This window comes from Microbulbifer sp. SH-1 (genome assembly GCF_011326135.1).
Lineage (GTDB): Bacteria > Pseudomonadota > Gammaproteobacteria > Pseudomonadales > Cellvibrionaceae > Microbulbifer > Microbulbifer harenosus.
Window position 1 is genome coordinate 1,215,612 of record NZ_CP046948.1, and the last position, 13,991, is coordinate 1,229,602.

Genomic DNA, 13,991 nt, shown 5'->3' on the forward strand with positions numbered 1-13,991 from the left:
CCAGGCTTGATCAACACCGGCTGCGGTCTGTTAAGCCCAGCAAGCCCACTTCTGGCTTACATCAACCAATATCGCTGGTCTGCTGTTGCAATAACAGCGCGTAGCGCCCGCCCTTCGCCAGAAGCTCGCTGTGGGTACCGCTCTCAACAATACGCCCCTGGTCCATCACCAGGATTCGATCAGCGTTCTCTATGGTGCTGAGGCGGTGCGCAATGACAAAGGTCGTGCGGTTTTTCATCACCTCGGCCAACGCGGCCTGGATATGGCGCTCCGATGCGTTATCCAACGCGGACGTGGCCTCATCCAGAACCAGAACTGGCGAATCTTTCAGCAGTGCGCGGGCAATGGCCAGACGCTGGCGCTGACCACCAGACAAAATCTGTGCGTTATCACCGAGAACTGTCTGCACTCCCTGCGGTAGCTCTTCAATGAAATCGCGCGCGTGCGCAAGGTCAATCGCGCGCTGTACTTCTTCCTCAGGCTTGCCTTCCAGCTCACCGTAGGCGATGTTCCGATACACCGTATCGTTGAACAGCACAATATTCTGGGACACCAGACTGATCTGTTCGCGCAGTGTCGTAACCGGCACCTGGGTGATGTCGACGCCATCCAACAGAATCCGCCCCGATGTCGGCTCGTAAAAACGGGATAACAGGCTAACCAGCGTGCTCTTGCCAGAACCCGATGCGCCCACGAGCGCGACCGTCTGCCCCGCCTGCACATGGAAATCGATGTCACTCAAGACTGCCGGACCGCCCTCGTTGTAGCAGAAACCGAGGTGTTCGAATGCCACAGCTCCGGTGACTGGGCTCGGCAGCCGCAGGGTACCGCCGAGCGGTTCCTTGGGCGCATCGAACACCTCGAAAATACTTTCCGCCGCCGCAATGCCTTTCTGGATCTCCGCGTAAACCTCAGACAGGTTGCGAATAGGTTTGGCCAGGGAAGCCGCGGCGCCGATGTAGGACGCAAACACGCCCGGGGTCATGGATTCCACCATGCCCGGCGCCAGCGCAAACCATACAAGCACCGCCGTCGCCAGCCCCACCATGATCTGGATTACCGACACACTGGCATTGTCCGCCACCACCAGCTTCATGAACTGTTGGCGGTTGGCGTTACTGGCAGCCTGGAAGCGGGCATTTTCATACTTGCGCCCGCCGTACATGCGCACCACTTCGTAGCCGTTAATGGCCTCCTGGGTAACGTGGGTCACGTCGCCCATGGTGTTCTGGATGCGGTGGCTCAACTTGCGGAATCGCTTGCCGACCACACTGACAATGGCGGCAATAATGGGCACGAAAAGGAAAAAGGTCAGTGTCAGCTTCCAATTCACCATCAACAGGTACGTCAGCAGACCGATGGAGGTAAATGAAGAGCGGATAATCACCTTCAGGGATTTGGTGATGGAGTTAGTAACCTGCTCAACGTTGTACGCCACCTTGGAGATCAGGTAGGCCCCGGTGTAACGGTCAAAATAAGCACTGGGCAACTGGCCGATATGCTCGAACAACTCGGTGCGCAATTGGTGAATTACCGCCCGCGCCACATAGGCGAGGCCGTAACTGCCGACGAAATTGCCGACAGCGCGCAGGCCAATGATGATGACCATGACCAGCGGCACCAGCCAGCGCGCCGTCTCTTGCGGCATAATCCCGCCGGGAAAAAATCTCGCCACATACTGCGACAGGAAACCCCGTCCCTGCTCTATCCCGACACCAACCGCATCCAGCAGCAGTTCGGTAACCGCAATGAGCATAACCTCCATACTGGAGAACAGCATGAAACCAAACACCGCTATCACAAACAGCGGCCACTGGGGAATGGCGTAGGAGAGAAGGCGACGGTAAGTCTGGGCACCCTGCTGTGGCTTCAACGGGGGCTGGGAGGATTTTTCCATATAACTCTTGGCAGCGTGTTTTCCGCATTTCACCGGCTACCGGCCCAAAGCACAGCAGCCGGCGAACGGGCGCGACGGTTAGCGCGCCCGGCGTTCAACACTTTATAGATTACTGTTCGTCCGGCTGCCGCGTGGTGATGCTGAGATGGACAAATCCCAGCTGGCCGGCGGCATCCATGGCACGAACCACCGCCTGGTGTTCTGCGGTGGCATCCGCGGTAATGATCAGCGGACGATTGTACTCGCCACCGGACACTTCCGACAGTGCAGATTTGAGCGTCACCAATTTCTTATTGATGAGCGCCCGCCCATCCACAGAGTAGGAGCCGTCCGCATTGATCAGAATTTCAATCGTCGATGGAGGGATCTCTACCTGAGGCCCTGCGGCCTCCGGCAGATTCAGTTGCAAATGGCTCTCTTTGGTAAAGGTGGTAGACACCATGAAGAAGATCAACAGCAGGAATACCACATCGATCAGTGGCGTGAGGTTGACCCCCTCCTGCTCGGTACTCTGGCGGCGGAATTGCATCGTGCGCTCCTGATGGTTCGGCCAAGCGCTCAGGCTGCAGCTTCGACGCGGCGGTCGCTGTGCAGCGCATCCACCAGTTTTACGGCTTCCTGCTCCATGGTGACGACAATGGAATCCACCCGACGCTGGAAGTAGCGGTGCGCCATCAGCGCCGGAATCGCAACGCTCAGGCCCGCCGCAGTGGTGATCAGAGCCTGGGAAATACCTCCCGCAAGCACCCCCGCGTTACCGGTCCCTTCCAGCATGATCGCCGTAAATACCTGGATCATCCCCACCACAGTGCCCAGCAGGCCGATCAGCGGTGCAACCGCGGCGATGGTGCCCAGCACATTGAGGAAGCGCTCCAACTCGTGCACCACCTGGCTGGCAGCCTCTTCAATACTGTCTTTCATGACCTCGCGGCCATGTTTGGAGTTGGACAGGCCCGCGGCAAAAATGCGTCCCAGAGGACTGGAATCCCGCAGTTCACGGATTTTGTCTGTGGTTAACTGATTGTTTTTCAGGCTGTTCCAGACGTCGCCCAACAGCGCCCGCGGAGCGATCTTGCGCTCATTCAGCGTCCACAGACGCTCGATAAAAATGGCGATAACAGCCACGGAACAGAGCAGGATTGGCAGCATCAACCAGCCGCCGGACTTGATGATTTCTAACACGTTTTATGAGCCCCGACTGCGGAACGGATTTGTTATGGTTTGAAGACCAAACACTTTATCACAGCTCACCACTATGGCTAAGTGCCTGATTGTTAACTTTTTTATTGCTGTGATCCGCATACCAAAAGCGCCCTCGCGCGCGCGCCCGCTCAATATTCAACTGTCCGCTCCCATCCCAGTGAAAGCGGACCGCTCCGCTGTCAGCGGTATTGAATTGCTGCGCCGGCAACCGCCGATAGCGCGCCACCACTTCCGGGTGCGGGTGGCCAAAGTGGTGGCGGAAGCCGGCACTGAACACCACCCGCGCCGGCCGTGCCCAGTCGAGCAGCGCGGGTGATGAGGATGTGCGCGAGCCGTGGTGCGGGGCGATCAGCAGATCCACAGGAGCAAACGCAGGATAACGGGCTGGCAACTGAGCCTCGACATTACTGGTGATATCGCCGGCCAGTAGTATCCGCACACCGCGCCAGGTGAGCAGGGCCACACAGCTGTGGTCGTTTTCATCCCCGCTCAACCCTGAGGTGCGCGGCCACAACCACTCGATGTGCAGCTCGCCCCATAACTCCCGCCCGCCGGCAACGCAGGGGCTTGATGTTGCGGCCCCCGGCCATCGCGACGCCAGTGTCCCAGGGGCAATTAGAGTGTCGACCCGTAGCTGCGACATCACGCCCGGCACCCCACCGGCGTGGTCGCGGTCGCCGTGGCTTACCACCAGCGCATCCAGCCGCTGGCGCCCGTCCGCCAACAGAAACGGCGCCACAATGCTGCGGCCCGCACTCCAGCCACTACCAGAGCTGGCGCCAGTATCAAATACCAGCGTTTTCCGTTCGGTGGCAGCAACCACCGCAAGGCCCTGCCCCACATCGAGCACCGTCAGTGCCAGATACGGTTCTGACGGCCGCGTCCAGGGCAACAACCCCACCAGCAGCACCGGCAGAAGCGCCCAGCCGAGGGCGCGCCCCGGTAGACCGCGTGGTAACAGCAATACCCCGCAACTGAGCGGCGCGAGAAGCAGGATCAGATGGGAGGGAAGCGGGAGTGACTGCCATCCCGGCAAAGCGCTATCGGCGACGGCCAGGAAATCCAGCAGCCAGCCCAGCTGGATATCCGCCAGCCGCCACAACCCCAGCTGCAGCGGCGCCGGTGTCAGAGCGGCGAGAAAAATCAGCGGTAAAATGGTGAACCCAACCCAGGGAATCGCAATAAGATTGAGCAGCAAACCGCTCAGGCTGACCCCGGCGAAGATCAAGATAGACGGCAGCGCCAGACCGACAAGAATTGCCCACTGGCTCTGCAGCGCGGTACGCAGATAATTCAGGGGTCGAAACACTTGAATACGGGGCCGCTCTTGCCCCGCCGTCTCGCCATCTTCGCCGCTGCTCCGCCCACGGAAACGCAGCAATAGCGCACCCACTGCGACAAACGAAAGCCAGAAACCGGCATTCAGAGGCGCAAGGGGCTGCAGCAGCAACACACAGGCCAGCGCTGTGACAAACGCCAGACCTGCGCCGAATCTGCGGCGAAACACCAGTGCAACGATGGCAATCGTCGTCATGATGAGCGCGCGCTGGGCTGACAGAGGCGCACCGCTGACGAGGGTGTATGCCATCGCCGCAGCCAGGCCGGCAGCGCCGGCGACCAACAGAGGGTTATGCGGTCGGAAAATGCCCACCACCCGGCTCACCAGACCACCCAAGAGCAGGAAGAACCCCGCCACCATGCCCACATGCAGCCCCGAAATCGCCAGCAGGTGCGCCGTACCGGTTCTGCGCAACAGATCCTGTGTTGCGGAGTCCACCCCGCCCGTATCCCCCAGCAGCAGGGCGCGGATCAATTCTTCCTGCTTCAGCGCGTGGTCACCGGCATCGGGCGCGGTAATCTGCCGTCGCAGGTGTTCGCGCAGGCCGCTGACCAGAGACCCGACACCGCGCTCCACACCAAGGTACTCAGGCGCGGCACCGCGCTCACGCACGTAACCCGTGGCGTAGATCCCCTGCTCCAGCAACCAGGCTTCGTAATCAAACGTATGGGGATTGATACTGCCTCGCGGGCGCTTAAGGCGCAGCGTCATGCTCCAGCGACTGCCCGGAATCATCTTCGCCATGGTATCGGGGTCCACCCGATACCAGCGCAGCAACAGGCGCTTGCCGACAAACTCCCGCCGCTCAGAGTCCCGCACCCGCGCGCGGAAGCGACTGTCGAAGAATCCCGGAACGACGCCGGGCGATCCGAAATTGGCAACCGCCGTCGAAGCTTCCGGGAGGCCTTCGATCTCGAGGGTAACCTTGTGATCCTTACCGTGCAGTGCCAGGGGCAGGCGCTCGGCAAGAGATTGGTGATTTGCCTGGAGCGCCCAGCAGCTTCCAAGCACAAACGGCAACAGCAGATAGCAGAGTGCAAAACGCGGCGCGGCCGCAAACCGGGAAAGCCAGCCGCCGATAACCGCCAGCAAAGCGACTGATATGACCCCAAGGGCCAGAGCTGCCGCGGTGTCGGCATCCCACGGCAGCGCGGGCCAGAATGCCACCTGGCCAATCCCCAGCGCCAGCGACCACAAGGCCGCGAACGACCCGCGCAATCCCTTCACCGAGCCCCCTGAATTCCAATTTCTTCGGCCTGCCTTTACGTCGAGCCGGCCATTTCATCGCTTCCTGCGCCATGACCCTTCGACCACATCCTGGGATTAGAACGGAGCAACTTGCGTGGTTCAAGCAGCAACAATTCACACCGGAAAAGACATTCGTGACTTTTGGTGATTTTAAACGGCGACGCCGCAACAAAACTTACACCAACCTTTCATCTTTCACATGTTTGTAACAAAAGAGCAGCAAACTGCGCGGCATCCGAGCTATGGCTCACCCCGTTAAGTCACTCTACGAGACCGACCATGAAAAAGACCGCGTTCACTCTGGCACTGGCCGCTGCGCTTCCTGTTCCAACCCTTGCCCAGTCCGACGTGTTCACCTTTTACGGCAAGGCCAATGCATCCTTCCAGTCCAACGACGAGGGTGACGGCGCCAATACCGACATTAAAAGCAACGCCTCCCGCCTGGGCGTGAAAGGCGAGCTGCCGCTGGATAGCGGTATCAAGGGTATCTACAAGATGGAATACGAAGTAGATATCGACGGTGAAGCGGAAGAAACCTTCAGCCAGCGCAACATTTATGCGGGCCTCGAGGGCGGTTTCGGTCAGGTGATCGGGGGCAAGTTTGACACGCCCCTGAAAGAAGCCCAGAACCGTGTCGACCTGTTTAACGACCTGGAAGGCGATATCAAAAGCCTGATTACCCGCAGCGACAATCGCGAATCCAACAACCTGCAGTACACAACGCCTTCTTTCGCCGGCTTCAGGGCGTCAGCGGCCTACATCAGCAACAAGGATGCGGAGATTTTTGACAGCGAAAACAACCTGATCGACACCCGCGACAACGGCACCTCAGTATCGCTCGCCTATGACAACAACGGCGTGTACCTGGCCTACGCTTTTGATCAGGACGTGGAAGCCAATGACTGGAATGTGAATCGCCTGGTTGCCCAGTACAGCTTCGGCAACCTCCAGCTGGGTGCGCTGTACGAGGAACAGGAAAAAGCAGACCACAGCAAGCAGGACGGGTGGATGACTTCTGTGGCGTACAAGATCAACAACTGGACCGCGAAAGCCCAGTACGGCCAGTCCGACATCATCAAGGACAATGGCGAAACGTTTAGCCTGGGACTCGATTACAAACTTTCATCGGCGGCCAAGGTGTTCACCTTCTACACCGATGAAACTGCCGCAGACGGATACGAGCGCAACTACTTCGGTATCGGTACCGAGTTCAAATTCTAACCCACTCCCCTGTAGGAGCCTGCCTGCAGGCGAACTCTTCCGTGCTCCGGACCGTTCGCCTGCAAGCAGGCTCCTACAAATTGCGCTCCGGCCCAGCCACACAGCCAGAAATGAACATCCCTGTAGGAGCCTGCTTGCAGGCGAACATTCAGGCCCCGTGCCAAGCAGCCCTCCCCGGAGCGGTGTCCGGCCCTGCAAGCAGGCTCCTACAACGAGAGCAATCAAACTGCCGCGCGCGCCGCGTGCAGTTTCTTGTAGCTCTCGATCAGACGCAGGTGCTTATCCAGGCCTTCCAACTGCATATTCGTGGGTGTAAGGCCGTAAAAACGCACACTGCCATCCACCGATCCCACCACGGCCTCCATGGTGGTTTCGCCAAACATGCGCCGCAGGTTAACGATGTAATCGTCCAATTCCAGATCATCGTCCAGCGCAATTTCCAATACCGCCTGTACTGCGCGGTAGAACAGTCCGCGCTCGACGGTGTTATCGTTGTACTGCAGGAAACTCTCCACCAACTCCTGCGCTTCCTCGTAACGCTGCAGCGCCAGACACACCAGCAGTTTCAGTTCAAGAATGGTGAGCTGGCCCCACACAGTGTTCTCGTCGAACTCGACACCGATCAAGGTGGTGATCTTTTCATAATTGTCGAGCTGGCTTTCTTCCAAGCGCTCCACGAGATCCTCTAGCGCGTCATCGTCAAGGCGGTGCAGATTGAGGATGTCCTCACGGTAATCCAGCGCCTTGTTGGTGTTATCCCAGATCAGGTCTTCCACCGGATACACCTCGGAGTAACCCGGCACCAGAATCCGGCAGGCCGGCGCGCCAAGTTCGCTGTAGCTGGCCATGTACACCTCTTTGCCCATCTCCTCGAGGATGGCAAACAGGCGATTGGCCTCGGTGTCGTTGCTGTCGTGGTGATTGCCGGAGAAGTCCCACTCCACAAATTCGTAATCGGCACTGGCGCTGAAGAAGCGCCAAGACACCACACCGGTAGAGTCGATAAAGTGCTCCACAAAATTGTGCGGTTCGGTCACTTCCAGACTGTTGAACGTGGGCGGCGGCACGTCGTTCAGGCCTTCGAAACTGCGGCCTTGCATCAACTCGGTAAGACTGCGCTCCAGCGCCACAGGCAGGCTCGGATGCGCGCCGAAGGACGCAAATACACCGCCGGTGCGCGGGTTCATCAGGGTCACGCACATGACCGGGAACCGGCCGCCGAGGGAGGCGTCTTTCACCAGGATCGGGAACCCCTGCTTCTCCAGCTCCTCGATGCCTTGCAGTATTTCCGGGTATTTCACCAGCACGTCGCGCGGCACGTCCGGCAGCGCGATCTCCTGCTCAATGACTTCCTTCTTCACCGCCCGCTCGAAAATTTCCGACAGGCACTGCACCTGCGCTTCCGCCAGGGTGTTGCCCGCACTCATGCCGTTGCTGAGGAACAGGTTCTCGATCAGGTTGGAGGGGAAGTACACCGTCTCGCCGTCGGAGCGGCGGGTGAACGGCAACGAGCAGATACCGCGATCAATGCGCCCGGAGTTGGTATCGATCAGGTTGGAACCCGCCAGCTCGCCTTCCGGGTCGTAGATGCCGCGGGTGTATTCGTCGAGGATGCCCGGCGGCAGCGCGTCGTCATCAGTAAGCTCGAACCACTTTTCGTTCGGGTAGTGCACGAACGCGGCGTTGGCGATCTCCTCGCCGAAATACTGGTCGTTGTAGAAAAAATTGCAGTTCAGGCGCTCGATAAATTCGCCGAGCGCGGAACACAGTGCGCTCTCCTTGGTTGCGCCCTTGCCGTTGGTAAAGCACATGGGAGAAGCCGCGTCGCGAATGTGCAACGACCACACGTGGGGCACGATATTGCGCCAGGAGGCGATCTCGATCTTCATTCCCAGGTCGGCGAGAACCTTCGTCATATTCGCAATGGTCTGCTCCAGCGGCAGGTCCTTGCCCTCGATAAAGGTCTGGTGCTCGGCATCCGGCTGCACCATCAGCAGCGCCTGCGCATCCTCTGTCAAGCTTTCCACTTCCTCAATCTGGAACTCCGGCCCGGTCTGGATCACCTTCTTGACCGTACAGCGGTCGATGGAGCGCAGAATGCCCTGGCGATCCTTCTCGGAAATATCCTCCGGCAGCTCAACCTGGATCTTGAAGATCTGGTTGTAGCGGTCTTCCGGATCGACGATGTTGTTCTGGGACAGGCGGATATTGTCGGTGGGGATGTTTCGCGACAGGCAGTAGACCCGCACGAAGTACGCGGCACACAGCGCTGAAGAGGCGAGGAAATAGTCGAACGGACTCGGCGCCGAGCCATCACCCTTGTAGCGGATAGGCTGGTCGGTGATGACCGTGAAGTCGTCAAACTTGGCTTCAAGTCTGAGGTTGTCGAGGAAGTTGACGTTGATTTCCATGGGGCGAACTACCGGCATCTGTGAATGTGGCGCGCCCGAGGGCACGGGCGCGCATTATCCAGATTTCAGGGTAGTTCGTCTCGAATGGCAGATGGATACATCTAAAAATCACTGCTCGTCACCCCCGCGCAGGCGGGGGTCCAGTTGCCACAGTACTTCTGGATTCCCGCCTGCGCGGGAATGACTCTGATTAGAGATACCTGAAGGTTACTTTTTGCGAGCCGCGAGCAGGTACAACATCTCCAGCGCCAGGGTGGCACCGGCGAGACTGGTGATTTCCGCGTGGTCATAGCACGGCGCCACCTCCATCACATCCATGCCGATGATGTTCAGGTCGCCCAGGCCGCGGATGATCTGCAGCGCGCGATCTGAGGTCAGGCCGCCCATCACCGGCGTGCCGGTACCGGGCGCAAAGGCCGGGTCCAGGCAGTCGATATCGAAGCTCAGATACACCGGCGCCCCCCCTACCCGGGCGCGGATGCGCTCCAGGTTCTGTTCCAGGGAGTGGTTGTTCATCCAGGCCGCATCCAGCACTTCGAAGGGATGGGGCGCCACGGTGTACTCGGTGCGAATACCCACCTGAATACTGCGCTCGGTATCCAACAACCCTTCCCGCACGGCGTGATGGAACATGGCACCGTGGTTGTAGACAAAATCGGTGGCCTCGGTATCCGTGTGGGCATCGAAGTGCAACAGTGCCACCGGGCCGTGCTTGCGCACGTGCGCACGCAGCAGTGGCAGTGTGATGAAATGGTCCCCCCCCAGGGTCAGCAGGGTCTTGCCGGCGGAAACAATGTGGTCCGCGTGCTGCTCCACCAGCGCCGCCATGGCCGCGCTGTCGCCATCGCGGAACACGATATCGCCGTAGTCGATGGCCTTGAGCTTGTCGCCCAGTGCAAAGGGCCAGGGCCAACGCTTGTGCTCCCAGCGCAATTGCGCGGAGGCCTGGCGCACGCCAGAGGGACCGAAACGGGAACCGGAACGGCCAGTGGTGGCGAGATCAAACGGCACGCCCATCACCACGGCATCCGCCCCGGCAAGGTCGCGGGACAGCGGCAGGCCGCAGAATGAAAAGATATTGGCGTAGGTATTCGAGAATTCAGACAAGAATCGGGTATCAGTCATGAGAGTTTCCTGTGTCCAATCCGGCTATGCTCCACAGCGCGGACAAAATAGGGACTAATGCCAGGACCCCTCGGGCGGAAGCCGGGTACGAGGCGATGCCATGGCAACACTCTCGTTTTGGGATTCCCAGCGCCCAGAACGGACATCAAGTTTAGGTGTCGTGATGTTTGCGACGACGGACTTAACCGCCGGCGAAGTATGCCCGAAGGCGGTTAACTTGCAAGCATTGAGACGTCGCGCCGCGCGGATTTTGTGACCAACCAGTCCGCCTTCACGAGCCCCCAATCCACATCAATCTTTCACAAATGAAGGCCGTTTGGCGCACCGCGAATTGCTACTTATAGTCTGTAGATCTAAAGGCATCATGCACTTTTAATCCTTTTTGAATTCACGGGACCTCCGATGCGAAAGCCAAGCAGCGAATTAACGACAATCCTCTCCGAGAACATCAAGCACCTCCGTACATCAAGAGGTTTTTCACAAGAAGATCTCGCGAATGAATGCGGCCTTCACCGCACCTACGTAGGCGCTGTCGAACGCGGAGAGAGAAACGTGAGCTTAAGCTCACTCGAGTTATTAGCCGCCGCGCTTAACGTGGATGTACCCACTCTGTTGAGCAAACACAAATAGAAGACTTTATTTCATGGAAGAAATTTTGAAGCGGCCGCCGGCCTCAAAGGATCAGCTGACCTCTCCGCAGGATCTGGCGAAAAAACTGCAGACTTTGATCAACCGTCCTTTCAAACTTTCCGGCAAACCAAGGACCGATGGCGCCAACCTCAGAAAACTGATCGGGAGCATACTGGCTACCGACTCCCCACCCAGCGCAGCTACTTCCGGCGATTTCAAAATAATACCGCCAAGGAAAAAGGGCGTTCCCAAAATACTGCTGGAATATATTGACACCTATGTTGTCTCTACCGGGACTTCTTACAACTTACAAGTCTGGAATAGAAACCCCGACTCCCAATCGGTTCAAATTGAGTACGATGAAGGCACGCAGCTGAATTCCAGTGAGATTCGCTTTGTGCTTGCTAAAGTCGACGCCACGCTCAATATCATCACCGGCATCGTCGTTCTCACCCCGGATTACATTGTCAAGAAATTCGGGCAGTTCGGGCGCCCCACCGTGAAAAACCAGCTTATGATTTCTCAGCATTCCCGCGAGAAGATACTGGAGAATACAGGCGGACTCCTATTCTTCGATGAAGCAGAACAGGTGGGGAATCCCGACAACATCCGCAATCTCAGCAACTACAGTATCCACGACGAACCCACCCACGAATCCCTACTCCCGATATCCACCATCAGAGATATTGTTGCAAAGCAGATTATTGGCCAAACCATCAGCCCCGGTGCCACCAAAAACAGGGGGCAGGTTCTCGAGTCTCTTTTCCTGAAAAGCTTTGGCTATAAAATGCGCGGCAGTGGACTTATCGGCGGCTACCCGGATATAAGAAACCAGGCATTGGAAGTGAAGGTGCAGGACGCCCAAACCGTCGATCTTGGACTTTATTCTCCCGAGTTTTTGGAAAGCGTCCCGAAATGCGGCGGCTTCAACACACGCAACATGCGCTATTTCATCGCCTTCACCAACCCGGCAAGCGGCATTGTTGAAGGCGGCGTACTGTGCACTGGCGACAAACTGGGCCGATACTTTACCTATGTGTCGGAAAAGAGTTACAAGTGCCAAAGAACGATTCCGATGACCTTTTTCCAGGGCATCAACGGGAAGTCGGTTTTCAATCCGTAACATCGGATCGCATGGAAACGCCAAATACGGTCCATACCAGCTTGTCAATTCTGGCTTCCAGGGACCGCTTTTTATCCGACCGCGTTTCCAGGTAGCATTCTTTTGCCAGGTTGATCAGTGATTGCGCACGCTTTCCTGATGGATCTGGCAGAGGAAACTGTTCCACATATTGGCTTATAAAGCGTCTCTTGTTGGCGTAGAGCTTGTTCTGGAACTTCACGTCATAAAATCGTTCGATGAACGTCGAGTTTGCGACCGCCAACACCAGCCACAGAATATCTTCCGGCATACTGGTATTGTCGCGCAGCATCCAGTAGCAGTCGCCATTGACGACTGTTCCCTCTTCGTCCATCCAAAAGGTGGGATGCTCAGCAATATCCCGGAAAATAACCTTTTCCCGCTTCCATAGTGCCGGGTTCTGCGGCACCCATATTTCGAACCACTGACGCTTCGCCTTAATGACATAGCTGCGCCCGGCCAGTTGTTCACGGTGTTCTTCAAGATATTTTTTAGAGCGCGGGTACTTGGCCAGATCCACCGAAGCTCTTTTCCCATTTACCACGGTGTGTGTATAGAGAATGGTTTTCTTGGGTTTGTCGTTACAGCGGAAGTGCCCTGCCACATGATGTGTCGTTAATGGCATCAACAATTCCGGTTTAACACCCACCTCGGCTTTCCAATCCTGGCGGATAAACACGTTGTCGGCGGTGGTTTTCACTCCTACCCGGATCTTCCCCACGTCTTTGAATGTACACCAGGTTTTTGCGCTTACTTTTTTCAGCCACTGCTCCGAAGTTGCGCACTCAAGCCGCCATACACTGCCGGGGTTCACGTCAAACGTCAGGATACCGTGTGACACCCGGTACGTATTTGTTGGAGCGGAAACCAACCCTTCGCACTGCAACGCTTCCACCTGATTTCTAACATGCGGAAGGTTACCCTCTGATGCCTCCCCATCCGCCAGATACACCGACGAAAAAGGGATACTATTTGTCCTGTCCGAGGCCGCCGATGTAGACATAATAATGACGGCAGGTAGAACAGCGGCATCAAAAACCCGCGTATCACCGAAATCCCATACACCGAGGATCGAATACGACTCGTACAGTTTTTCCCGGAATTTCTCCGCGCCCTTCACCGTCATAAAGCGATTGGACACAATCACACCACAGATGGCGTCGGGCTTCATGACCGCTTTCATAGCGATCAGAAACGCCTGATAGATATCGACACGCCCCTTAAGACCGAAACACTTGCTCAGCTGCCGGGCATGATCCGCACCCAGAACCTGGGTACGAATATACGGAGGGTTGGCGATCAACAAATCGAAAGGCGGGATATCGTCGCCAGCAAAAAGGTCGCCACTATTGCTTAAGCCGCCTTTCTCCAGGCAAACCTGCAGAAAATCCCGATTCAGAAGCGTCAGGTTTACATCCGGAAACACTGCCCGTATGCGCGTTTCCGCGATCTGCAGCGACTTCCGATTAGTATCAAACCCAAACACGCGGATGTTCTTTTTTGATTTTTTGCCAAGTCGCTTCAATAGACTGATCAGCAGCTCACCATCGCCCACGGCCGGATCGGCGATACAGACTTCTTTTCCCAGTTTCGCACTGGCAATCATATTGTCGGCAATAAAGTCAGCAATTATGTCAGGGGTATAGTGCGCCCCCTCTTGTTTTCTCGATTCAACGTGCGCATAACGCTGATCCGACGAATTGCGACTTCTCTTCATTACTCACCAGTCTCGTTGAAGCTCAACGTTCAGTGGCACATCCAGTGATGCGCCTGGAA

At 57.3% G+C, this 13,991-nt stretch carries 10 protein-coding genes; 3 read left to right on the top strand and 7 right to left on the bottom strand.

All coding sequences use genetic code 11. The annotated features are described in order from the left end of the window. Positions 1-61: 61 nt before the first annotated feature. The 4 genes from msbA to GNX18_RS05440 form a co-directional block, all read right to left on the bottom strand. Positions 62-1,897, bottom strand: coding sequence for a lipid A export permease/ATP-binding protein MsbA (gene msbA / locus GNX18_RS05425; RefSeq protein ID WP_138234592.1), 1,836 nt, complete (start codon positions 1,895-1,897; stop codon positions 62-64). Positions 1,898-2,006: 109 nt separating this feature from the next. Next, positions 2,007-2,426 (bottom strand): biopolymer transporter ExbD, encoded by a 420-nt coding sequence (locus GNX18_RS05430; RefSeq protein ID WP_166215970.1) that lies wholly within the window; start codon positions 2,424-2,426, stop codon positions 2,007-2,009. Positions 2,427-2,455: 29 nt separating this feature from the next. Then, complete coding sequence (locus tag GNX18_RS05435; protein ID WP_138234594.1) at positions 2,456-3,079, bottom strand: MotA/TolQ/ExbB proton channel family protein; 624 nt, start codon at positions 3,077-3,079, stop codon at positions 2,456-2,458. Positions 3,080-3,137: 58 nt separating this feature from the next. Further along, on the bottom strand, positions 3,138-5,666 hold the full coding sequence (locus GNX18_RS05440; RefSeq protein ID WP_166215973.1) for a DNA internalization-related competence protein ComEC/Rec2: 2,529 nt from the start codon (positions 5,664-5,666) through the stop codon (positions 3,138-3,140). 300 nt (positions 5,667-5,966) lie between these two features. Between GNX18_RS05440 and GNX18_RS05445 the strand changes: the two genes are divergently transcribed. Continuing rightward, a complete protein-coding gene (locus GNX18_RS05445; RefSeq protein WP_166215976.1) occupies positions 5,967-6,908 on the top strand; it encodes a porin in 942 nt (313 codons plus the stop codon). Between the two features lie 221 nt (positions 6,909-7,129). On the opposite strand, the gene GNX18_RS05450 is transcribed toward GNX18_RS05445, so the two are convergent. Together GNX18_RS05450 and speB are read right to left on the bottom strand one after the other, a co-directional pair. After that, positions 7,130-9,319, bottom strand: a complete 2,190-nt coding sequence (locus GNX18_RS05450; protein WP_166215979.1) for an OsmC domain/YcaO domain-containing protein — start codon at positions 9,317-9,319, stop codon at positions 7,130-7,132. Positions 9,320-9,526: 207 nt separating this feature from the next. Then, a complete protein-coding gene (gene speB / locus GNX18_RS05455) occupies positions 9,527-10,444 on the bottom strand; it encodes an agmatinase (protein WP_166215982.1) in 918 nt (305 codons plus the stop codon). A 402-nt stretch (positions 10,445-10,846) separates the two neighbouring features. Here speB and GNX18_RS05460 point away from each other — a divergent pair, with 402 nt between their 5' ends. After that, entirely contained in the window at positions 10,847-11,074 is a 228-nt protein-coding gene (locus GNX18_RS05460; RefSeq protein ID WP_138234601.1) for a helix-turn-helix domain-containing protein, read from the top strand. 13 nt (positions 11,075-11,087) lie between these two features. Beyond that, positions 11,088-12,197 (top strand): nuclease, encoded by a 1,110-nt coding sequence (locus tag GNX18_RS05465; protein WP_138234602.1) that lies wholly within the window; start codon positions 11,088-11,090, stop codon positions 12,195-12,197. Here the strand turns inward: GNX18_RS05465 and GNX18_RS05470 are convergent. Next, a complete protein-coding gene (locus tag GNX18_RS05470; protein WP_166215985.1) occupies positions 12,187-13,932 on the bottom strand; it encodes an Eco57I restriction-modification methylase domain-containing protein in 1,746 nt (581 codons plus the stop codon). The genes GNX18_RS05465 and GNX18_RS05470 overlap by 11 nt on opposite strands. Positions 13,933-13,991 lie beyond the last annotated feature (59 nt).

What these genes read in the sequence shown, in the direction of transcription:
- msbA (WP_138234592.1), bottom strand. Translation starts at nt 1,897, where the DNA reads ATGGAAAAATCCTCCCAGCCCCCGTTGAAGCCACAGCAGGGTGCCCAG.
- GNX18_RS05430 (WP_166215970.1), bottom strand. Translation starts at nt 2,426, where the DNA reads ATGCAATTCCGCCGCCAGAGTACCGAGCAGGAGGGGGTCAACCTCACG.
- GNX18_RS05445 (WP_166215976.1), top strand. Translation starts at nt 5,967, where the DNA reads ATGAAAAAGACCGCGTTCACTCTGGCACTGGCCGCTGCGCTTCCTGTT.
- GNX18_RS05450 (WP_166215979.1), bottom strand. Translation starts at nt 9,319, where the DNA reads ATGGAAATCAACGTCAACTTCCTCGACAACCTCAGACTTGAAGCCAAG.
- speB (WP_166215982.1), bottom strand. Translation starts at nt 10,444, where the DNA reads ATGACTGATACCCGATTCTTGTCTGAATTCTCGAATACCTACGCCAAT.
- GNX18_RS05460 (WP_138234601.1), top strand. Translation starts at nt 10,847, where the DNA reads ATGCGAAAGCCAAGCAGCGAATTAACGACAATCCTCTCCGAGAACATC.
- GNX18_RS05465 (WP_138234602.1), top strand. Translation starts at nt 11,088, where the DNA reads ATGGAAGAAATTTTGAAGCGGCCGCCGGCCTCAAAGGATCAGCTGACC.
- GNX18_RS05470 (WP_166215985.1), bottom strand. Translation starts at nt 13,932, where the DNA reads ATGAAGAGAAGTCGCAATTCGTCGGATCAGCGTTATGCGCACGTTGAA.